16 protein-coding genes and 1 pseudogene are annotated in these 20886 nt (G+C 74.4%); 6 read left to right on the top strand and 11 right to left on the bottom strand.

Translation table 11 applies throughout. The features are described from left to right. Positions 1-10 precede the first annotated feature (10 nt). A complete protein-coding gene (locus BS75_RS10905; protein ID WP_160312289.1) occupies positions 11-1462 on the top strand; it encodes a PP2C family protein-serine/threonine phosphatase in 1452 nt (483 codons plus the stop codon). Here BS75_RS10905 and BS75_RS10900 read toward each other — a convergent pair. The 4 genes from BS75_RS10900 to BS75_RS10885 all read right to left on the bottom strand — a co-directional run bounded on the left by BS75_RS10900 (position 1392) and on the right by BS75_RS10885 (position 5196). Then, positions 1392-2132 carry a hypothetical protein gene (locus tag BS75_RS10900; protein WP_034088084.1) on the bottom strand — a complete coding sequence of 247 codons (741 nt, stop codon included), beginning with the start codon at positions 2130-2132 and terminating at the stop codon, positions 1392-1394. The genes BS75_RS10905 and BS75_RS10900 overlap by 71 nt on opposite strands. 96 nt (positions 2133-2228) lie before the next feature. Then, positions 2229-2735: a hypothetical protein gene (locus BS75_RS10895; protein ID WP_034088083.1), complete on the bottom strand. Its 507-nt coding sequence runs from the start codon at positions 2733-2735 to the stop codon at positions 2229-2231. 293 nt (positions 2736-3028) lie between these two features. After that, entirely contained in the window at positions 3029-3784 is a 756-nt protein-coding gene (locus BS75_RS10890) for a decaprenylphospho-beta-D-erythro-pentofuranosid-2-ulose 2-reductase (protein WP_034088082.1), read from the bottom strand. Between the two features lie 68 nt (positions 3785-3852). Then, positions 3853-5196 carry an FAD-binding oxidoreductase gene (locus tag BS75_RS10885; protein ID WP_034088081.1) on the bottom strand — a complete coding sequence of 448 codons (1344 nt, stop codon included), beginning with the start codon at positions 5194-5196 and terminating at the stop codon, positions 3853-3855. A 99-nt stretch (positions 5197-5295) separates the two neighbouring features. Between BS75_RS10885 and BS75_RS10880 the strand changes: the two genes are divergently transcribed. After that, the gene (locus BS75_RS10880) at positions 5296-5859 is read left to right on the top strand and encodes a phosphatase PAP2 family protein (RefSeq protein ID WP_034088080.1); all 564 of its coding nucleotides are present in this window, start codon (positions 5296-5298) and stop codon (positions 5857-5859) included. Here the strand turns inward: BS75_RS10880 and BS75_RS10875 are convergent. From BS75_RS10875 to BS75_RS51430, 4 genes are all read right to left on the bottom strand, one after another. Continuing rightward, positions 5826-6446: a class F sortase gene (locus tag BS75_RS10875; RefSeq protein ID WP_408022527.1), complete on the bottom strand. Its 621-nt coding sequence runs from the start codon at positions 6444-6446 to the stop codon at positions 5826-5828. The two genes, BS75_RS10880 and BS75_RS10875, sit on opposite strands and share 34 nt — an antisense overlap. A 152-nt stretch (positions 6447-6598) precedes the next feature. Beyond that, positions 6599-7966: a phosphodiester glycosidase family protein gene (locus tag BS75_RS10870; protein ID WP_034088078.1), complete on the bottom strand. Its 1368-nt coding sequence runs from the start codon at positions 7964-7966 to the stop codon at positions 6599-6601. A 148-nt stretch (positions 7967-8114) separates the two neighbouring features. Continuing rightward, a complete protein-coding gene (locus tag BS75_RS10865; RefSeq protein WP_052069335.1) occupies positions 8115-9089 on the bottom strand; it encodes a decaprenyl-phosphate phosphoribosyltransferase in 975 nt (324 codons plus the stop codon). Further along, positions 9086-9211: a hypothetical protein gene (locus BS75_RS51430; RefSeq protein WP_267970516.1), complete on the bottom strand. Its 126-nt coding sequence runs from the start codon at positions 9209-9211 to the stop codon at positions 9086-9088. The genes BS75_RS10865 and BS75_RS51430 overlap by 4 nt, the downstream gene beginning before the upstream one ends. Before the next feature lie 585 nt (positions 9212-9796). On the opposite strand from BS75_RS51430, the gene BS75_RS10860 reads away from it, so the two are divergent. Further along, positions 9797-11371 carry a PP2C family protein-serine/threonine phosphatase gene (locus BS75_RS10860; RefSeq protein ID WP_034088077.1) on the top strand — a complete coding sequence of 525 codons (1575 nt, stop codon included), beginning with the start codon at positions 9797-9799 and terminating at the stop codon, positions 11369-11371. A gap of 101 nt (positions 11372-11472) precedes the next feature. Further along, complete coding sequence (locus BS75_RS10855; RefSeq protein ID WP_034088076.1) at positions 11473-11709, top strand: hypothetical protein; 237 nt, start codon at positions 11473-11475, stop codon at positions 11707-11709. Positions 11710-11711: 2 nt separating this feature from the next. Here BS75_RS10855 and BS75_RS10850 read toward each other — a convergent pair whose 3' ends face one another. Next, the gene (locus tag BS75_RS10850; RefSeq protein WP_034088075.1) at positions 11712-12446 is read right to left on the bottom strand and encodes a TetR/AcrR family transcriptional regulator; all 735 of its coding nucleotides are present in this window, start codon (positions 12444-12446) and stop codon (positions 11712-11714) included. 117 nt (positions 12447-12563) lie between these two features. Here BS75_RS10850 and BS75_RS10845 point away from each other — a divergent pair, with 117 nt between their 5' ends. Continuing rightward, the gene (locus BS75_RS10845; RefSeq protein ID WP_034092801.1) at positions 12564-13784 is read left to right on the top strand and encodes a saccharopine dehydrogenase family protein; all 1221 of its coding nucleotides are present in this window, start codon (positions 12564-12566) and stop codon (positions 13782-13784) included. A 37-nt stretch (positions 13785-13821) separates the two neighbouring features. Here the strand turns inward: BS75_RS10845 and BS75_RS10840 are convergent, their stop codons facing one another. Together BS75_RS10840 and BS75_RS10835 are read right to left on the bottom strand one after the other, a co-directional pair. After that, a complete protein-coding gene (locus tag BS75_RS10840; protein ID WP_081982243.1) occupies positions 13822-14787 on the bottom strand; it encodes an ABC transporter permease in 966 nt (321 codons plus the stop codon). Positions 14788-14796: 9 nt separating this feature from the next. Continuing rightward, positions 14797-17568, bottom strand: coding sequence for an alpha/beta fold hydrolase (locus tag BS75_RS10835; protein WP_034088073.1), 2772 nt, complete (start codon positions 17566-17568; stop codon positions 14797-14799). Positions 17569-17692: 124 nt separating this feature from the next. On the opposite strand from BS75_RS10835, the pseudogene BS75_RS43290 reads away from it, so the two are divergent. Next, positions 17693-20877, top strand: a pseudogene (locus BS75_RS43290) (S41 family peptidase). Positions 20878-20886 lie beyond the last annotated feature (9 nt).

Raw genomic sequence — 20886 nt, 5'->3', positions numbered from 1 at the left:
CGGCCGAAGGGTGCGGTTGAACGGACGCGGCCATGGCGACGTCGAGCCCACCGGTCCGACCGCGGGCGACGACCGGCTGAAGGACGAGCTGCGGCAGGCCCGGGAACGGCTCGCCCTGCTGGACGACGCCGGGCTGCGCATCGGCACCACCCTCGACTGCGACCGGACCTGTGCCGAACTCGCCGACTTCCTGGTCCCGCTGCTGGCCGAGGTGGCCGTGGTCGAGCTGCTGCCGGCCGAGTCGGTCCGGGGGCGCACCCTCGCGGTCCCCGGCGTCCAGCGGCTGCGCCGTACCGCCGTGGCGATCGGACCGGAGCAGCCGGACCGGTCGCCACGGCGCGAGCAGCCGGCCGTGGGCCAGGAGTGCAAGTACGAGCCGGAGTCGGCGGTCGTCCGCTGCCTGCTGTCCGGCGAACCGGTGCTGCGGCAGCCGCTGCCGGCGGAGGGGCTGCACCCCCCGTCACCCGGCACGCCGCCGGCCGACCACGGCGGCCCGCCGGACGGCCGCACGGTGCTGACCGTGCCGCTCTGCGCCCGCGAGCAGGTGCTCGGGGTGCTGACCCTGGAACGGACCGGGGAGGCCGGGTTCACCGAGCACGAGATCGCGATGGCCCGGGACGTGGCCCGCCGCGCCGCCCCCGACATCGACAGCGCCCTGCGCTACGCCCGCTCCCAGAACGTCACCCTGGAACTGCAACGGGCGCTGCTCACCGAGCCCGGCAGCCCGCACCCCAGCCTCGAACTGGCGTCCCGCTACCTGCCCTCGGGCTCCAGCGCGGTGGTCGGCGGCGACTGGTTCGAGACCGTCCGGCTGTCCTACGGACGCACCCTGCTGGTCATCGGCGACGTGATGGGCCACGGGGTCGAGGCGGCCGTGGACATGAGCAGCTACCGGGCGATGCTGCGCTACGTGGCCGGGACCGACCTGCCGCCGCACCGGATCCTGCGCCAGGTCGACGACCTGATCGCGCAGGCCGGGACCGCCCGTCCGGCGACCTGTCTGCTGGTCCTGGTCGACCCCACCCGTGGCCGCGCCACCTACGCCGGGGCCGGACACCTCCCGCCCGCGCTCTTCGGGGCCGACGGCGGCGTCGAGTTGATCGAGGTCCCCACCGGCCCGCCGCTCGGCACCGGCTTCGGCGGCTACGAGTCGGTCACCCGGGAGCTCCGGCCGGACCAGGTGCTGCTGCTCTACACCGACGGGCTGGTGGAGCGGCGGGGTGAGGACATCGACTGCTCGCTGGAGCGGGTCACCCGGCTCCGGCTGCCGGTGACCGGTCCGCTCGACGACCTGCTCGACCTGGTCCTGTCCGGCCTGGTCCCGCAGTCGGCCGAGGACGACATCGCCGTCGTCGCGGCCCGGGTGCGCTCGCGCCCGCCGGGTGCCGCGCTCACGGCTGCGCCCCGGACCCAGAACCCGGCCCCGGCCCAGGACCCGCCTCCGGCCCCGGAACGCCGCTGATCAGCCCCTTCAGCCGGTCGGACAGCCCGCGCCGCCGGGCCCGGCGGACCGCCCGCTCGTACTTCCGCCCGCCCTCGCGGTAGAACCGGCGGAACCACGGCGAGCCCGGACGGGCCAGCCGGCAGAGGCCGTACAGCGAGAGCAGCGGGATCAGCAGCCCGCCGATGCCGAGCACCATCCGTCCCTTCAGCACCGCCAGCAGCGAGAGTACGCACTGGACGGCGAGCACCGACGCGAAGATCCCGTCGCTCTCGCCCGGGTCCCGGGCGAAGGGGTTGGCGGCGAGCAGGCCGATGGCGCCGATCGCGGCCACGGTGACCACGGCGTCGACCGACTTGCGCCCCTCCTGCTCCCAGTAGACGTCGGTGAGGTGCAGCCAGAGCGCGTACTCGTCCAGGGTGAGCGCGGCGCCGACGCCGAAGAGCGCGGCCAGCACATCACGGCCGAGGCCCTGCGGATCGAGGACGAACTGCAGCGGCGCACTGACCAGCATCAGGAAGATGCCCGGCACCAGGTGGTGGATGTGGACGCCGTTGGCCTCGATGTTGCCGAAGGGGCCGTGGCCCGCGCGGATCAGCCGCACCACCAGCCGGGTCACCAGGAAGGTCAGGATGAAGGCGGCCAGCATGAACAGCAGTGCCGAACGGTTGCTCGCCAAGGTGATGGTCATCGGTCCGTCCCGGGGGAGCACCTGCGGGGGTGGTGCGGTACGACGTGCGAGGACCCGCCGACCGTCGGTCGGCGGGTCTCGACTGCGGGGTGCCCGTCAGACGCGGCCGTCGGCCCGGCGGCGACGGAGCACGACCGTGCCCACGGCAGCGGTCAGCAGCAGCGCACCGCCGGTCAGCTCGGCGGCGTTCATGCCGCTGGTGCCACCGCCCAGCCCGGTGTTGACCGGACCGACCGGGTGGACCGGGTGGACCGGGTGGACCGGCCGGTTCGAGGCGATCGTCAGCTCGACCGTCCCGGTCTGCTTCTGGCACTTGAAGGTGACCGTGTACTGGGCGCCGGGCTTGGCGTCCCAGTCGACCCTGGCCTTCGCCGGGCGGCCCTCGTTCAGGGTGACCGTGTCGAAGACGCCCGAGGAGACGGTGACCGTGGGGACGGGGCAGCCGTGCGCGCTCAGGGTGACCTGGCCACCGGGGGCGACCGTGCCGGGCGAGACGCTCCAGCCCCAGGTGGGGGTGGACGCGGCTATGGCTGCCGGAGCCGCCAGCCCGGTCATCAGGGCGGTCAGCGCGGCGGCGGCAGCAAGGCGCGGGGTACGACGCATCAGGTGTTCTCCGAGTTTCTGCGGCGCGGGCACCCGGGGCGTTCCCCGGGTACGGGATACCGCGCTGCAACACGACTGACGCTAAGTCGGACATAAGCGGCATACATCTCGAACGCAGCGAACGGGTGATCGTCCTCGGCTGCTGTCGGCGTGTCACTTGGCAGCTCGTCAGCGAGGTGTCCGTCCCCGACCCGGTCCGGCCCCGGTTCCGGACCGGAGTCGGGCGGTCCCGCCACCGTCGACCTGAGTCACCGTCAGCAACCTTTGGCTGCAGCGGATCAGGCCGTCGGAGGTCAGAGCGGCAGGCGGCGGAAGACCGGGCGCGGCAGGTGGCGCAGACCGGCCATCACCGGCCGGAGCGCCCCCGGGGCCCAGACCGTGTGGGCGTTGCGACGCAACCCGGCCAGGATGACGGCGGCGACCGCGTCCGGGGTGGTGGCCAGCGGGGCGGGCCGCATTCCCTGGGTCATCCGCGAGCGGACGAACCCGGGCCGGACCACCATCACCTGCACCCCCGAGCCCTGCAGCGAGTCACCGAGACCCTGGGCGAAGGCGTCGAGCCCGGCCTTGGTCGAGCCGTAGATGTAGTTGGAGCTGCGGGCCCGCTCGCCGGCGACGGAGGAGAGCACCGCCAGCGTGCCGTGGCCCTGGGCCCGCAACTGCTGGGTGCAGACCAGTGAGGCGGACACCGCGCCGACATAGTTGACCTGCGCCACCCGGGCGGCGGCGACCGGGTCCTGCTCGTCCGCCGCCTGGTCGCCGAGGACGCCGAAGGCGAGCAGCACCAGGTCGATGTCGCCCTCGGTGAAGGCCTTGCCCAGCACCCCGGCGTGGCTGCCGGGGTCCGCGGCGTCGAAGTCCAGCACGCTGACCTCCGCGCCCAGGGCGCGCAGTTCGGCGGCGGCGGCGTCCAGGGCGGGCGAGGGGCGGCCGGCCAGGTGGACCCTGGTGGTCCGGCGGCGGACCAGCATCCGGGCCGTGGCCCGGGCGATGTCCGAGGAGCCCCCGAGCACCAACAGGGACTGGGGGTCTCCCAGAGCGTTCTTCATCGGGTTCCTTTGCGAGGGAGGGGAGGCGGGGGATGGGGAGGCGGGGGAGGAGAGGGGAAGGGGCGGCGTCAGAGCCGGAGGCGGCGGGCCAGGTCGGAGGTGAACAGTCCGGCCGGGTCCAGCTCGGCGCGCAGCCGGCGGAAGTCGCCCAGCCTCGGGTACATGGCGTCCAGCAGTTCCGGGCGCAGTCGGGAGTCCTTGGCGAGGTAGACCCGGCCGCCCGCCGCGGCCACCTCCTCGTCGAGGGCGTCGAGCAGGGCGGCGAGACCGGGCATCCGGGCGGGGATGTCCAGGGCCAGGGTCCAGCCCTCGGTGGGGAAGGACAGCCAGCCCGGATCGCCGCTGCCGAACCGCTTGAGCACGGCGAGGAAGGAGGGGCAGTTGCCCCGGCTGATCCGCTCGACGATCCGGCGCAGCGCCCGCTCCTGATCGAGTCCGACCACGAACTGGTACTGGACGAAGCCGCCGGGGCCGTAGATCCGGTTCCACTCCGGCAGGCCGTCCAGCGGGTGGAAGAAGGTGCTGAGCTTCTGGATCTCGCCGTGCCGCTCGCGCGGCGCCCGGCGGTACCAGAGCTCGTTGAAGAGGCCGACGGTCGCGGGGCGGAGCAGCCCGCCGGGGACCCAGGACGGCGCGGCGGGCAGCGTCCCCGGGCGGAAGGCGAGCGGGTCGCGCCGCTGGGCGGGGGTCAGCTGCCCGGGTTCGGCGTGGTCGCCCCGGGTGAGCACGGCGCGGCCGAGGGCGGAGCCCTTGGCCAGCAGGTCGATCCAGGCGACGGAGTAGCGGTAGCGGTGGTCGGTCGCGGTGAGCCGGGCCATCAGGTCGTCCAGGTCGGTCGCGCGCTCGGTGTCCACCGACATCAGCGAGGTCCGCACCGGCAGCAGCCGGACCGTCGCGGCGGTGACCACGCCGGTCAGGCCCATGCCGCCGGCGGTCGCGTGGAAGAGGTCGGCGTGTTGCTCGCGGTCGACGGTGCGCAGCCCGCCGTCGGCGGTCAGCAGGTCGAAGGAGTTGACATGGCGACAGAAACTGCCGCTGCCATGGTGGTTCTTGCCGTGGATGTCGGCCCCGATCGCACCGCCCAGGGTGACGTAGCGGGTGCCCGGGGTCACCGGGACGAACCAGCCGAGCGGGAGCAGCACCCGCATCAGCTGGTGCAGGCTCACCCCCGCCTCGGCGGTGACGGTCCCGGCGGCCAGGTCGACGGCCAGGATCCGGTCGAGGCCGGTCATGCTGAGGACGGAGCCGCCGGCGTTCTGCGCGGCGTCGCCGTAGGAGCGGCCGAGGCCGCGCGCGACGGCCCCGCGCGGACCGGCGGTCCGGATCGCGCGCCTGGCCTGCTCGACGGTGCTCGGGCGTTCGACCCGGGCGAGGGTGGGGGCGGTGCGGCCCCACCCGGCGAGGGATTCCATGCGACTCCTTCTGATCCTTCCGGGCAAACCGGGCAAATCACTCATATCCTTTCGTCAGGCAATCTAACAGGACGTCAGCATCCGGAACGGTGGTACGTGATGGCCGAGCCCCGCCCCAGCGGCCGTCCCGGCGCGGACGCCGCGCTGCTCCGCGCGGTGCGGACACGGTTGGCAGCACCCCGGGTCACCGGCGCGGCGCGGGCGCTGTCCTTCGCGGGCGAGCACGGCGCGCTCTGGGTGGTCGGCGGTCTGGCCGGGGCGGCGGTGGACCGGCCGCACCGGACCCGGTGGCTGCGGGCCACCGCCGTGGTGGCCGGGGCCCACCTGGCGAGCATGGCGGTGAAGCGGGTGGTCCGCCGCCCGCGTCCGCAGCTGGACGGACTGGAGCCGCTGGTGCGGACCGCCGGACGGCACAGCTTCCCCAGCTCGCACGCGGCCTCGGCGGCAGCGGCGGCGGTGCTCTACGGACCGGCGCTGCCCTGGCCGGGCGCGCTGGCGCTGGCCGCGGGCGCCGGGGCGATGGGGGTCTCCCGGCTGGTCGTGGGCGTGCACTACCCGACCGACGTCGCGGCCGGCGCGCTGCTCGGCGCACTGTCGGCCCGGGCCGGCCGGGGCTGGGTGCTGAACCGTCAGACCGGCTTGCTGCCGATCAGGTGCGCGTAGAGGACGACGTTGCCCAGGTAGCCGGTCCTGACCGTGTAGCCGCCGCCGCAGGTGATCAGCCGCAGCTCGGGGTCGGTGGTGGGGCCGTAGACCTGGGCGGAGGGGAACGCGTCCTTGGCGTAGACCTCGATGGCGTCGACGGCGAACAGCGCCGCGCGGCCGTCCTTCCGGTCGACCTCGATGGTGTCGCCCTTGTGCAGCGCCCCCAGCAGGAAGAAGACGGCGGGGCCCTGCTTGGTGTCGACATGGCCGTCGATGATCGCGTTGCCCGCCGCGCCCGGCGCTACGCCGCCGCTGTACCAGCCGGCCAGGTTGCGGTTGTGGTTGTCCGGCACCTGGAGCTGTCCGCTCCCGTCCAGTCCCAGCTCCACCAGCGGCGCGTTCAGCGAGATGGTGGGGATCCGCAGCCGCACCGGCACCGAGTAGGGCAGCGGGGTCGGCTTGTGGTGCGCCGGGGTGTTGCCCGACACGTCGACCGGGGGGCGGGCGGTGCCGCCGGCCGGGGCGCTGAAGGCGTCGACGGCGGAGGGCTGCGGCGGGTGGCTGGTCCGGGTGCCGTCGTAGAGCATCCAGCCGCCCGCGCCCACGGCGGCGGTCAGCAGCAGCGCCGTCGCCCGGTCGCCGAACGACCGCCACCGGGGGCCCGGCCCGCGGGCGGAGCGGGCGGCGGGTCCGTGCGCGGGGCGGGACGGTCGGCCGGTGGCGGGTCAAGGACGGCACCTCTCCGTGTGTGCGGCGGTCAGTGGCGGGCGTAGACGGCGACGAAGTCGCGGCTCGACTGGTCGTAGTAGCGGCCGGGTCCGCGAACGAAGTTGACCAGGTTCGAGGGGGTCGGGTCGCTCGGGTCGACGCTGCTGTCGTAGGAGATGAACGACGGCCAGCTCAGGTTGATGTCCAGCATCATCGCGGTCACCGCCCCGGCCCGCTGGAGCACGGTGGCCAGGGTGTGCACCGACAGCACCCGGCCGCCGACGTAGATGAGGTTGCCCTGGCTGTCGATGCCGATCCCGGAGCGCGGCACCAGCGGCATGCCCTGGTCGGTGAGGCCCCAGGTCTCGGTCCCGCCGTTGTCGACCGCCGCGGTCACCTGGCCGTGGGCGACCAGCGGCACCAGGCACTGGCGGACCCCGACCACGTCCGGGGTCATCGTGACGTCCTGGCCCCAGGTGCCGACCTTGACCGAGCCGTTGCGGTAGAAGACCTCGGAGGCCGCGCCGTCGGTCAGGGTGCCGACGGTGCGCCCGTCGAGGTAGAACCCGCCGTGGGAGTCGCCGTTGGAGACCTTGAAGCCGCCGTTGTAGGAGGCGACCAGCCCGGTCCGCTCGCCGGGCGGGATCGTCGAGGGGACGCTCCAGCTGCCGCCGGGCTCCTCGAAGCCGGGGTGCAGCTGGAAGGCCAGCGCGGACTGCTTCATCCAGGCGATGCCGACCGGGAACGAGGTGTAGGTGGTGTCCGGACGCATCAGCGCGGTCTGGACCACCGGCTGGCCCTTCACGGTGACCAGGGGTGCGAAGTAGCCCTCGCCGGGCAGCGCGGGCGAGGCCAGCGGCTCGATCGGGGAGTGCAGCGGGACGGCCGCGGCCATCCGCGCCCGCTTGGCGGCGCCCTCGGCCGCGAGCATCCGGTCCAGGTCCGCCTGGGAGGGGGCGCCGCCGGACCGGGGCGGGGTGTAGGTGTGCACCTCCAGCCAGTCGATCACCGAGTTCAGCCCGTGGTCCCGGCCCCACTCGGCCAGCCGGGCCGAGGTGCTGTCGGTGCCCGGCGCGGCCATCGCCCCGTACACCGAGTGGCCGACGACGCCGCCGAAGGCCAGCGCCACGGCCAGGGTCGACACCCCGACGAAGCGGCGCCGGTGCCGCTGGGCGGGCGTCAGCGTCCTGGCCGGGCGCCAGGGCGTGAGCAGCGAGCGCCGTGGCTTCGGGGCGCCCGGCGGCGGCTGGTCGGGCGACTCGGTCCCGGCCGGTTCCTCCCGGGGGAGCCCGGCCGGGACCGGGTCCGGGCCCGGCTCCGGAGCCGGGTTCAGCTCCGGAGCCGGGTTCAGCACCAGGTCCGGGTCGGAGTCGGGACGGGAGGTCAACTCGACCTCGTTCGGCTGCTGTGACTCCACTGTCGCTGACTCCTCGTCACTCACCACCAGTGCCCGCCGACCTGGCCGGCACTGTTTCCGGGGAACGCCTTTTCCATCCAAGCCACCCCCCGTCCGCCCGGCCACCGGGACGCCACCGGACAGGTGACGGGTGGTCGCGGCGGCCTGCTCAGAAGATGTCGTGGGTGGCCAGTCCGACGACGAAGACCACCAGCCAGGTCAGCTCCAGACAGACCATCACCGTGTCGCGGACCAGCAGGTCCTCGATGTGCCGGGTGCTGCCGGCGGCGGTCAGCCGGTCGAACCTGACCAGGGCCGCGATCAGCGGCACGGTCGAGGCCAGGTGCCAGTCCACGGTCCAGGGGTCGGCCTCGGTGGCGGCCCAGGTGCAGTACGCGGCCACCATCGACAGCGTGATCAGCCGCTGCGACAGCCGGAGCCCACCGGGGGAGTAGTACCGGAGACTGGGCCGGTGCGCAGTCGCGGCGCCGCCCAGCGAGGCCAGTTCGGTGTAGCGCTTGGCCACGACGACCAGCAGTGCGCCGAGGCTGCACACCAGCACGAACCAGCCCGAGGGCGGGACCTTCGCGGCCGAGGCGCCGCCCAGGGCCCGCAGCACGAAGCCCGAGGCCACGACCGTGAGTTCGACGAAGGGCACGTGCTTGAGCCGGGTGCAGTAGAGCAGCGAGACGGCCAGGTAGGCCACCGCCGTCAGGGTCAGCCCCAGCCCCGGGGTGAGCAGCCCGACCAGCACCGCGCCGAGCGCGCAGAGCGCGGCCATGGTCAGCGCGTGGGTCTCGGCGAGGTCGCCGCAGGCGATGGGGCGCAGGCACTTGCGCGGATGCTGCCGGTCGCGCTCGGCGTCGAGGACGTCGTTGACGAAGTAGACGCTGCTGGCCGCGAGGGTGAACACGATGAACGCGGCCACGGCCTCACCCATGGCGGTGCCGCTGCGACCGAGCGCGGAGCCGGTCACCGGGGCCGCGAACACCAGCAGGTTCTTCGGCCACTGCCGGGGACGGGAGGTGCGCAGCGCGGCCATCGGCAGCCGGGCCCAGACCGGGCGGCGAGCGGTCAGCAGCGGGGCGGCGACCGAGGCCGTGACCGTGGCGGGACCGGGCCGGGCCGGCGGCTGGAGGCTCATATGCCCGGCGCCGCGTCGGCGCGGCGGACGGCGGGTCCGGCCGTGACCGGCCCGACCGCGAGCGCGTCGGCGGGTCCGGCGGACGGGGCTGGTCGGCAGTTCATGGCGGACTTCCAGGTCACGTGGCCATGGCATTGAGTTCGCACACAAACCTGCTTCCTGCGATGCGGCCCAGGGAATGGCGCCGCGAATCGGGACGACGGGCTTGGGACGCGCTCACGGCGTCCGGCCCAGGAATGTCTCGGCGCGCTTCACGCTAGGCAGCGACCCGCCTCCGCGCCCGCTCGACTAGGCAGTTCGGGGGATGGCGGGGTGTGACCGGGAGGGTGGGGACGGCACGCGGAAGGACCGATTCGGGTACGCCGGAACCGGCTTGCGGTAAAGCGTTGTTCGGGTCGGTGCGGGGCGGCCGGAAGGGTGGCGCCGATTACGGCCCGATCGGGCTCGACGGTGGCCGGGTGCGGCTGTGCGGCAGCGGTGGTGACGGTTCGTCAGCCGGTGCCCGCTGCGCGGCGGGTCCGAGGGTCCGTGGCGCCGGGCCGGGGGCGGCGGCTGCGCCGCAGCTCGCGGGGGTGGCGGCGGTCGGCGGCGCCTGCCTGAGTGCTCAGGCACCCGGGCGGGGAGCCGGGCATAGTGGAGGGGCGGAGGCGTCGGAGGACCGGAGGTGCCCCGACGGAGTACCACCGGTGACGCGGGAGAGGAGCTCCATGAGCGGCGGGAATCCGCACCGGGGGGTACGCGGCCGTGCCTCCGCGCTGGGGGTCCGGCTCTGGGTCTGCGTCGGCCTGGTGCTGGCCGTGGTGGCTGCCGTCGTCGTCACCGGAGTGGTGGTGAACCGCAACTACCACCGGACGGTCGCCTCCGTCCACGACCACCTCCAGCCGGCCCAGGTGGCGCTCGCCGAGGTGGTGGGGGCGGTCGACAACCAGCGGATCGCCTGCCTGAGCCCGCAGCCGCCGTCCGGCGGCTCGGCCCGGCAGGACTGGGCGGCCGAGGCGGACCGGGCGACCGCGCAGATGGAGCGGGTCCGGAGCCTGCTCGGCGGCTACCCCGCGCTCGACCGCTCCGACCGGGCGCTCTCCGCCGAGCTGGACGCCTGGCTGCTGGCCGCCCCGGCCGGCTCCCCGGCCTGCGCCATGACGGTGCACCCCGGCGGGTCCGGGCCGGTTCCGGGGGACGCGGTCCCGGCGGCGGTCGCCCTGCAGGGGGTGAGCAGCGGCGCCAAGGTCCTGGAGACGGGGCTCGGGATCCAGACCGCTGCCGCCTGGCGGAGCGTGGACGACGCCCGGGAGGCCGTCATCGCCTACTTCGCGGCGGTCTCGGTCACCCTGCTGATCGGCACCCTCGGCCTCGCGGCGGTGACCTCCCGGCGCATCATCCTCCCGGTGTCGGCGCTGGAGCAGCAGTTGCACCAGGTCGCCCGGGGCACCCTGGAGGACGGCCCGCCGACCACGCCGCCGCGCGGCTGGGTCACCTCGACCTACCACGAGATCGAGCACGTCCAACTGCGCTTGAAGGAGTACCAGTCGGCCTCGCGCCGGGACTCCGAGGCGCTGGAGCAGGAGGGCGAGGCGGTGCTCGGGCTGCACCGGATCCTGACCGCCTGCGGCGCTCCCGGGCCCCGGGTCGGGGTCGCCGGGGCGCTGATCGCGGCCGAGGGCATCATGGCCGGGGACTTCGTCGACACGGTCGCCCTGCCGGACGGCTCCACCGTGCTGGTCCTGGGGGACGTGGCCGGGCACGGCGTCGGGGCCGGGCTGCTGGCGGTCAGGCTCAAGTGCGCGGTCTCGGCCGCACTCTCGCTGGACCTCGGGCTCCGGGCCGCCGCGCGGGCGGCCCGGCAGGTCCTCACCGACGAGGACGAGCGGTTCGCGACCCTGGTCCTGGTGCGGATCGATCCGGTCGGCGGCGCGGTGGAGTGGCTCAACGCCGGCCATGTCGAGCCCTTCCTCCGCCGCCGGGGCGGCCGGGTGGTCCGGCTGGAGACGACCGGCCCGCTGGTCAGCTCGCTGATCCCGGACACCGCCGACGTCTGGACCACTTCCGGCACCGGCTTCGCCCCCGGCGAGCTGCTGGTGCTGATCACCGACGGCCTGAGCGAGGCCAGGAGCCCGGCCGGCGCGGAGTTCGGCGAGGAGCGAGTGGCCGACACCATCGCCCGGCTCCCGGCCGCCGAGGCCGGCGAGGTGCTGCAGCGGCTCCACCAGGAGGCCGAGCGGCACGGGACCGACTGGCACCGGGACGACCTGACCGTGCTCGCGGCGGAGGTCGACCCGGACTGACGCGCCCAGCCCGACGCGCCCAGCCCGACGCGCCCGGACTGACGTGCCCGGTCCAGTGCCCGCAGCTCGGCCGACCCACCGGATTCGTCCGGGACTTCGCGGTGCTGGGGATCCACCCCATCGGCCAGCGGGCGCTGGAGGCGGTGCTGCCCGGCTACGGCAACGACGCCCGGTACCGACGGATCGTCACCAACCTCCGGGACGCGGCCCGTTACGGCATCACCACGATCGTCGAGCCGCAGAACGGGATCGACGACCTGGAGCGGTTCACCGCCGTCAAGAAGGAGTTCGACGACGACCTGCTGGTCGGTGGGGAGGTCGCCCACCGGGCCGGTTGAGGCTAGCGGCCACTGCTGCCACCGCCGTCCGCCGCCCTCGGCGCGGCGAGCTCGGCGGCGGCGCTGTTCAGCAGCATCTCCAGGGCCGCCGGGTAGGCGCTGCGGTTCATCCGGGCCACCAACAGCTCGGCGGTGGCGGCGATATGGGGGTGGGTCTCGGCCGGGAGCCGGGCATAGGTGGCCTGCCAGACCTGCTCGTCGGCCTCACGGGCGGCCTCCGGGAGGGCGAGCGAGGCGGCGTCCAGCGCGGCGAAGGCCAGGGTCTGGTCGATGAAGGCGTGGTAGATCCGCGCGGCGGCGCGGTCCGGGAAGCCGGCCGTGCGCAGGGTGCCGAGGATCGCCTCGTCCGAGGCCACCTCGTGCGCCCGGCCGCTGACCCGGTTCGCCGTCAGCACGGCCGCCTGGGGGTGGGTGAGGTAGGCGGCGTGGATGCGCAGCCCGAGGTCGCGGAGGTCGGCCCGCCAGTCGCCGGTGGCCCGCCAGTTCGCCATGGCGCCGCTGATCAGCTCGTCGGCGATGGCCAGGGTGAGGTCGTCCATGCCCCGGAAGTAGCGGTAGACGGTGCTGGCGTCGGTGCCCAGGGCCAGGCCGAGCCGACGGGCGCTGAGGCCCGCCGCGCCGTGCTCGTGCAGCATCCGCAGGGCGGTCTCCACGATCAGCCGGTGGCTGAGCACGGTGCCCTGCTTGGTGCGGCGGCGGCGCTGCCGGTCCGCCTCCGGGACGACCTGCTTGGGCATGCCGGGCTCCTTCCGGTGGCCGCCGGGTCCTTATGCCAACACCATAGACGTTGGTGCGGACGGCAGGGTTCCATCGAAGAAGAGCCCCCGTTCAAGGAAAGTGGAGTGATGTCCGTCATGCGAGTCCTTCTGGTGGGAGCCGGCGGCGTCGGTACTGCGATCACGAAGATCGCGAGCCGGCGGCCGTTCTTCGAGCACATGGTCGTGGCCGACTACGACCTGTCGCGCGCCGAGGCCGCCGTGGCGGCGCTCGGGGAGGCGGAGACGCGTTTCAGCGCCGCCCGGATCGATGCCTCGGACCAGGCCGCCGTCACCGCGCTGCTGGCCGAGCAGCGCTGCGACGTACTGGTCAACGCCACCGATCCGCGCTTCGTGATGCCGCTGTTCCAGGCCGCGCTCGCGGCCGGCGCGAACTACCTGGACATGGCGATGTCGCTGTCCCACCCGCATCCCGAGCAGCCGCACGAGCTGTGCGGGGTCAAGCTCGGCGACGCCCAGTTCGAGCAGGCCGGGGCCTGGGAGAAGGCCGAGCGGCTGGCACTGGTGGGTATGGGCGTCGAGCCCGGCCTCTCCGACGTCTTCGCCCGCTACGCGGCCGACGAGCTCTTCGACGACATCGAGGAGATCGGCATCCGCGACGGCGCCAACCTGACCGTCGAGGGCTACGACTTCGCCCCCTCGTTCAGCATCTGGACCACGATCGAGGAGTGCCTCAACCCACCCGTCGTCTACGAGGCCGACCGGGGCTGGTTCACCACCGCGCCGTTCAGCGAGCCGGAGGTCTTCGACTTCCCCGAGGGCATCGGCCCGGTCGAGTGCGTCAATGTCGAGCACGAGGAGGTGCTGCTGGTGCCGCGCTGGGTCGACGCCAAGCGGGTCACCTTCAAGTACGGCCTCGGCGACGACTTCATCGCCAAGCTGAAGACCCTGCACGCGCTGGGTCTGGACCGGACCGAGCCGCTGACGGTGAACTCGGACCGGGGCCCGGTCAAGGTCTCGCCCCGCGACGTGGTGGCCGCCGCGCTGCCGGACCCGGCCGGTCTGGGCGACCGGATGCACGGCAAGACCTGCGCCGGCACCTGGGTCAAGGGCGTCAAGGACGGCAAGCCGCGCGAGGTCTACCTCTACCACGTGGTCGACAACCAGTGGTCGATGCGGGAGTACGGCTCCCAGGCCGTGGTCTGGCAGACCGCGATCAACCCGGTGATCGCCCTGGAGCTGATCGCCGCCGGGGTGTGGACCGGCGCCGGCATCCTCGGCCCGGAGGCCTTCGCCCCCAAGCCCTTCCTCGACCTGCTGGTCGAGTACGGCTCCCCGTGGGGCCGGCGCGAGCAGTGAGCCCCCAGGCGCACGCCCCGGGGCGTGCGCCTGACCGTCAGCTGACGATGTCCTTGCGCTGGAAGTGCCACCAGGCCAGGGCGAACAGGACGGTGCTGTAGAGCAGCGAGGACAGGGCGCCGCGCAGCATCTCGCCCCACTGGACGGTGGGGTCCAGGGCGTCCAGCCAGGCGGCGGTGTAGTGGGTGGGGAGCAGCGCGCGGAGGCTGCCGAGGGCGGTGACGTTGTCCAGGATGCTGGAGACGATGACGATCAGCACCGTGCCGCCGACCGCGCCCAGCGGGGCGTCGGTGTACACCCCGGCACAGAAGCCGAGGGCGGCGACGAAGAGCAGGCTGACGGCCAGGTAGCCGATGATGATCAGCAGCCGGAGCAGCGCCTGACCGGTGCCCAGGGTGGAGCCGGTCGGCGACTGGACCGGGTGCCAGCCCCAGGCGGCCCAGCCGGCCAGCAGCGCCACCACCGGCAGCAGCACCAGTGCGAACGCGGACAGCCCGAGCGAGACGGCGAGCTTGCGGCGCAGCAGCCGGGCCCGGCCGACCGGGGAGATCAGCAGGTAGCGCAGGCTGGACCAGCTCGCCTCACTGGCCACGGTGTCGCCGCAGAACAGGGCGACCACGATGACCAGCAGGAAGCTGGACGAGGCGAAGATCGCGAACAGGGTGAAGTTGGCCGCCCCGACGGTGGCGAAGTCGGCGAGGGTGATGTCGCCGTTGCGGTCGTGGGTGGGCGCGCCCAGTTCGAAGGCGAGCACCAGCAGCAGCGGCAGCGCGGCGATCAGCCCCAGGGTGACCTGGGTGCGCCGGCGGCCGATCTGCCGGCGCAGCTCGACCCGCAGCGGCAGGGTCCGGCGCGGGTCGAAGCCGGGCGCGGCGCCGTTGCGGGCGGCGGTCGGCGGCGGGGTCGGGGCGTGGGCGAGCTGTTCGTGCCCGCCCCTGGCGACTCCGCGCCCGCCGTCGCGGCCCACGCCGCGTCCGGTCCTGGGCGCCTCGCTCGATGACATGACGGTCCCTCAGCTTTCGTGGACGAGTTCGAGGAAGACGTCCTCCAGGCGGTGCCGGGGGGCGATGCGGTCGACCGCGAGCCCGGCGCCGACCAGGACCCGGACCGCCTCGGACGGCCGGATCGCCTGCAGTTCGACGACCAGGCTGCCGTCCTCGTCGACCTGGGCGGCGAGCACACCGGGGAGTGCGCCGAGCAGTTCGGCGCCCTTCTCCGGCTGGTCGACCTCGATCCGGACCGAGGAGGACGCGCCGATCAGCTCGTCCACCGGGCCCGCCGCCAGCAGCCGTCCGCGCGCCATCACCACGCAGTGGGTGCAGGTCTGCTCGACCTCGGACAGCAGGTGGCTGGAGACGACGACGGTGCGGCCGGTCGCCGCGTAGCGCCGCAGCGCCTCGCGCATCTCGCGGATCTGCGGCGGGTCGAGGCCGTTGGTCGGCTCGTCGAGCACCAGCAGGTCTGGCAGACCGAGCATGGCCTGGGCGACCGCGAGCCGCTGCCGCATGCCCTGGCTGTAGGTGCGGACCTTGCGGTGGACGTCGTCGCCGAGCCCGGCCAGTTCCAGCGCGGCGGCGAAGTCGGCGTCCGCCTCGGGACGTCCGGTGGCGGCCCAGGCCAGGGTCAGGTTGTCGAGACCGGACAGGTGCGGCAGGAAGCCGGGGCCCTCGATGAACGCGCCGACCCGGGACAGCACCGGCGATCCGGGGACGATCCGGTGCCCGAAGACCCGGATCGCGCCCTCGGTCGGGGAGATCAGCCCGACCAGCATCCGCAGGGTGGTGGTCTTGCCCGCGCCGTTGGGGCCGAGCAGGCCCAGCACCTGGCCGTGCTCGACGGTGAAGGAGAGGTCGCTGACGGCGCGGAAGCCGTCCCGGTAGGCCTTGCCGAGGCCGGTGATGGCGACCGGGACCCGGGCCAGCTCCGGGTCGGTGTCGGCCAGCCGGGCGGCGGCGCGCCGACGGCGCAGCAGCCACAGCAGCGCCGCGCCCAGCAGCAGTGCGACGGCCAGCGCGGCCAGCGCCCAGAGCACGCCGGTGGTGCCGCCGGCGCTGTCGGCGGTGGCGGCGACCAGCGGGACGGTCAGCCCCGCGCCGTCCAGCGCGACCTGGTAGCTGCGCGGGTCGTCCGGCAGCTGGAAGGACTGGTCGGTGCTGGTGACCACCAGCTGCATCCGGTTCCCGGCCGGGAAGTCGTGGACGATGCCGGGCAGGTCGACGGTGACCGTGGTGGCGACGCCGGGGGTCAGTCCGGTCAGCCGGATCGGCGCGACCAGCTGGTTCGGCAGGGTGCTGCCGCCGCTCGGCGAGACGTCGTAGACCTTGGCGAAGAGGGTGGCGTCGGTGGTGCTGGAGGTCACCCGCAGACCGACCTGCGCCACGCCGACCTGGTGCACGGCGGCGGGCAGCGGGCTGCTGGTGAAGACCGCCTGCTGGTTGGCGGGTCCGCCGAGCAGCGCGCCCAGTTGGGCGTTGCCGCTGCTCAACTGGGTGAGCGCGGTGCCGAGTCCGGGCAGGCTGCTGATCGCCGCCGGGTAGCCGCCGGCCGGGGCCAGCACCGTCTGCGCCGTTCCGGCGAGCCGGACGGCGGTTGACCGGGCCGGGGCGCTGCCCGGCAGCCCCGGGTATCCGGCGGCGGTCATGGTGGTGCTGGAGACCGTGCCGCTGGTCAGCGAGAGCCCGGAGCCGGCCTTGGTGAAGGTGAAGGCGCTGCCCGGGGCGGGCTGACGGTGCTTCAGGTAGTGGTCGAACCAGGTGAGCGTCATCGACCGGATCCGGTCGGTCTCGGCGCTGGTGCCGGGAGTGTCGTGGCCGCCGGAGTACCAGGAGACCTGGACCGGGGTGCCGTGGGCGGCGATGCCGCGCGCGTTGGCGTCCGCCTGGTTCAGGCCGAAGAGCGAGTCGGTCTCGCCCTGGACCAGCAGGGTCGGGGCGGTGATCCGGTTCAGCACGGTGGCCGGGCTGGAGGCGTCCAGCAGCGGGAGCAGACCGGGGGCCGGGGTGCCGTCGCCGGCGGCGGTGGCCTGGTAGTCCTGGCAGATGACCGGGGCGAACCGGCCGCAGGGGCCGGAGCCGGCCGGGTCGGTGCTGGTCACCCCGGCGGCGTCGGCGTCCGAGCCGGAGCCGAAGAAGAGCCCGGCCCAGGACTTCTTGAACACCCCGGGGGTGCTGCTGCCCCGGACGTTCTGGCCGAAGAGCGCCCCGCCGAGGTCGTTCCAGGTGATCTCCGGGGCGATGGCGTCCACCCGGTGGTCGTAGCCGGCCACCAGCAGGCTCAGCGCGCCGCCGTAGGAGGGGCCGGTGAAGCCGATCCTCGGGTCGTCCGGACCGTCCTGCTGCACCTGGGGCAGGGTGCCGAGGTAGTCGATCACCTTCTCGGCGTCGCGGACCTCGTACTGCGGCGAGTCCAGGTGGATCAGTCCGCCGGAGCGGCCGAAGCCCCGGGCGGAGTAGGCCAGCGCCACGAAGCCGTGCTGCGCCAGGTAGAGCGCGTCGGCGGCCTCGTCGTCCTTGCTGCCGCCGAAGCCGTGCGCCAGCACCACGGCCGGCTCGGGCGCGGAGCCGGCCGGGAGGTAGAGCGTGGCGTCCAGCCGGACCGGCTGCCCGTCCGGCTCCGGCGTGCCCAGGATGCTGACGACCTGTTCGCGGACGTGCGGGGGACCGTCGGCCAGCGCCGAGTAGCCGCCGACCACCACGGCCAGGACCGCGAGGGCCGCCAGGACGGCGGCGGCGACCCGCAGTCGGCTGCTGAGGACGGCGCGGGCGCGGCCGAGGACAGGGTGCATGGCGTCGATCTTCTCAGCCTCCGACCCGGTCCTGTCCAGCGCCCACGCCCTCGGCCCCTCCGGCCGGGCCGGGGCCGTCGGTAATTCCTCCCGCACTGCCAGTGGTGGCAGTTAGGTTGGGCTGATGACCTCTGTCGACGAGTACGCCCGATTTCCGCATGTACACCGAGAACTGGTCACTTTTGTGGCCGAGGACGACGTCTGGCTCGCCCCGGTCGAGGGCGGCGGCCGGGCCTGGCGGGTGAGCGCCGACCGGGTGCCGGTGTCGCGGCCCCGGATCTCCCCCGACGGGACGCTGCTGGCCTGGGCCTCGACCAGGGACGGAGCCTCCGAGATCCACCTCGCCCCGGTCGACGGCGGCCCCTCCCGGCGGCTGACCTACTGGGGCAATGCCCAGACCACCCTGGCCGGTTGGACCCCGGACGGCGAGCCGATCGCGATCAGCAGCACCGGACGCCGGTCGCGGGCGCACCCCTGGGCGTTCGCGCTGCCGCTCGACGGCGGCCCCGCCCGGGAGCTGCCCTACGGCCGGCTCGGCGGTGTGGCGCTGGAGCCCGGCGGTGACCGGGCGCTGCTCAGCTCCGCCGTCAACCGCGAGCCCGCGCACTGGAAGCGCTATCGCGGCGGTCGTGCCGGCAAGCTCTGGATCGGCACCGAGGGCGCGTTCGAGCGGGTGCTGTCGGAGCTGGACGGCAATGTCGACTCGCCGATGTGGGTGGGCGGGCGGATCGCCTTCCTCAGCGACCACGAGGGCCTCGGCCGGCTCTACTCCGCCCGCCCGGACGGCTCCGACCTCCGTCGGCACGCCGCTGACGACGACGAGTTCTACGCCCGCCAGGCCGCCACCGACGGCACCCGGGTGGTCTACCAGAGCGCCGGCCGGCTGTGGCTGCTGGACGACCTGGACGAGGCCCGGCCCCGGCGCCTCGAACTGCGCCTCGGCGGTCCGCGCAGCTCCCGGCAGCCCTACCCGCTGACCGCCCAGGGCCGGTTGGGCACGGTCTCGCCCGACGCCGAGGGCCGCTCCAGCGTGGTCGAGGTGCGCGGCACGGTCCACCGGGTCACCCACCGGGACGGACCGGTGCGCGCCCTCGCGGTCACCCCCGGCGTGCGCAACCGGCTGCCGCAGGCGCTGCCCGAGGGGGCGTCGGTCTGGGTCACCGACGCCGGGGGCGAGGACGCCCTGGAGTTCTCCGACGGCCGCCGGGTCGGCCTGGGCGAGTTGGGCCGGGTGGAGGAACTGGTCGCCTCCCCGGACGGACGGCGGCTCGCCGTCGCCAACCGCGACGGCCTGGTGCTGCTGGTCGAGGACGGCACGGTGCGGGAGATCGACCGCAGCGAGGCGCTGCAGGCCGCCGGTCTCGCCTTCTCCCCGGACTCGGCCTGGCTGGCCTGGTCGCACGCGGCGGACCTGAGCGAGCGGCTGCGGCAGATCCGGCTGGCCCGGGTGGACGGCGAGGCGGGAGCGGGGGTCACCGAGGTCACCTCGCTCCGCTTCCTGGACTTCGACCCGGTCTTCACCGAGGACGGCAAGTACCTCGCCTTCCTCTCGCGCCGCGACTTCGACCCGGTCTACGACGAGCACGTCTTCGACCTGGGCTTCCCGGTCGCCTGCCGCCCCTTCCTGGTGCCGCTGGCGGCGGACACCCCTCGCCCTTCGCGCCCCGGCTCGACGGCCGCGCCCCGGGCAGGCCCACGGCCGGGGCCGAGGAGGCCGACGGCGGGCAGACCGGAGTCACCGCCACCCGGATCGATCTGGACGGCATCGCCCACCGGCTGGTCCCGCTGCCCGTCCCGGCCGGCCGCTACAGCAGCCTCAAGGCCGCCGGCCAGGGCCTGCTCTGGCTCAGCCGTCCGCCGGCCGGGGTGACCGGCTCGGCCAGGGCGACCCCGGACACCCCCGCCGCCCGCCCCTCGCTGCTCCGCTTCGACCTGCTCACCCACCGCACCGAGACGCTGGCGGACGCGGTCGACGGCTTCGCCGTCACCGGCGACGGCAGCCGGCTCGCGCTGCTGGACGACGGCGCCCTGCGGATCGTCCCGGCCGACCGCAGGCCCGCCCAGGACGCCCAGGACGACGACGTCAAGGTCGACCTGGCCCGGATCCGGGTCACCGTCGACCCCGCCGCCGAGTGGCGGCAGATGTTCGACGAGAGCGGCCGGCTGATGCGGGACAACTTCTGGCGGACCGACCTCGGCGGCGTCGACTGGGAGGCGGTGCAGCGCCGCTACCGGCCGGTGCTGGACCGGATCGGCTGCCACGACGACCTGGTGGACCTGCTCTGGGAGGTGCAGGGGGAGCTCGGCACCTCGCACGCCTATGTCAGCCCGCCGGCCGCCGACACCGCCGCCGCCCAGCGCCAGGGCCTGCTCGGCGCCGACCTGGCCCGGGACGCCGAGGGCAGCTGGCGGATCGTCAGGATCCTTCCCGGCGAGTCCTCCGACCCGGCCGCACGCGGTCCGCTGGCCGGCCCCGGCGTCCGGGCCGCCCCCGGGGACGCGGTCCTGGCCGTGGACGGCCGCCCGGTCGACCCGGTCGCCGGACCGGCTCCGCTGCTGGTCGGCACGGCCGGCCGGCCGGTGGAGCTGACCCTGGGCCGGGACGGCGGCGAGTACTCCGTGGTGGTCGTGCCGCTCGCCAACGACCAGCCGCTGCGCTACCACGACGAGGTCGACCGGGCCCGGGCGCGGGTCCGCGAGCTCTCCGGCGGACGGCTCGGCTACCTGCACCTGCCCGACATGATGGGGGCCGGCTGGGCCCAGCTGCACCGGGACCTCCACATCGAGGCGGCGCAGCACGGGCTGATCGTCGACACCCGGGAGAACCGGGGCGGCCACACCTCGCAGCTGGTGCTGGAGAAGCTGCGGCGACGGATCGTCAAGTGGCAGGTGATCCGGGACCGGCAGCCCCCCGTCGTCTACCCCGAGGACTCGCCGCGCGGGCCGCTGGTCGCGGTCGCCGACGAGTTCTGCGGCTCCGACGGCGACAACATCAACGCCGGGTTCCAGGCGCTCGGGCTTGGCCCGGTCGTCGGCGTCCGCACCTGGGGCGGGGTGGTCGGCATCGACATGCACTACCGGCTCGTCGACGGCACCGAGGTCACCCAGCCGCGCTACCGCACCTGGTACGAGGGCTACGGCTGGGGGTTGGAGAACCACGGGGTGGACCCGGACGTCGAGGTGGTCTGCGCCCCGCAGGACTGGGCGGCCGGCCGCGACCCGCAGCTGGACACGGCGGTCAGGATCGCCCTCGACGCGCTGGAGCAGCGGCCGGCGGCGCTGACCGCGCCGGCGATCCCGGAGCCGTAGTCGAAGGGC

Origin of the sequence: Streptacidiphilus albus JL83 (assembly GCF_000744705.1) — a bacterium.
GTDB classification, from domain to species: domain Bacteria; phylum Actinomycetota; class Actinomycetes; order Streptomycetales; family Streptomycetaceae; genus Streptacidiphilus; species Streptacidiphilus albus.
Note: the sequence above shows the minus strand (reverse complement) of the source record. Positions and strands in the feature narration are given on the sequence as shown.

Coding starts and splice junctions, on each gene's coding strand:
- BS75_RS10840 (WP_081982243.1), bottom strand. CDS start 14,787: ATGTCATCGAGCGAGGCGCCCAGGACCGGACGCGGCGTGGGCCGCGAC.
- BS75_RS10845 (WP_034092801.1), top strand. CDS start 12,564: ATGCGAGTCCTTCTGGTGGGAGCCGGCGGCGTCGGTACTGCGATCACG.
- BS75_RS10850 (WP_034088075.1), bottom strand. CDS start 12,446: ATGCCCAAGCAGGTCGTCCCGGAGGCGGACCGGCAGCGCCGCCGCCGC.
- BS75_RS10890 (WP_034088082.1), bottom strand. CDS start 3,784: ATGAAGAACGCTCTGGGAGACCCCCAGTCCCTGTTGGTGCTCGGGGGC.
- BS75_RS10885 (WP_034088081.1), bottom strand. CDS start 5,196: ATGGAATCCCTCGCCGGGTGGGGCCGCACCGCCCCCACCCTCGCCCGG.
- BS75_RS10895 (WP_034088083.1), bottom strand. CDS start 2,735: ATGCGTCGTACCCCGCGCCTTGCTGCCGCCGCCGCGCTGACCGCCCTG.
- BS75_RS10880 (WP_034088080.1), top strand. CDS start 5,296: ATGGCCGAGCCCCGCCCCAGCGGCCGTCCCGGCGCGGACGCCGCGCTG.
- BS75_RS10900 (WP_034088084.1), bottom strand. CDS start 2,132: ATGACCATCACCTTGGCGAGCAACCGTTCGGCACTGCTGTTCATGCTG.
- BS75_RS10865 (WP_052069335.1), bottom strand. CDS start 9,089: ATGAGCCTCCAGCCGCCGGCCCGGCCCGGTCCCGCCACGGTCACGGCC.
- BS75_RS10860 (WP_034088077.1), top strand. CDS start 9,797: ATGAGCGGCGGGAATCCGCACCGGGGGGTACGCGGCCGTGCCTCCGCG.
- BS75_RS10835 (WP_034088073.1), bottom strand. CDS start 17,568: ATGCACCCTGTCCTCGGCCGCGCCCGCGCCGTCCTCAGCAGCCGACTG.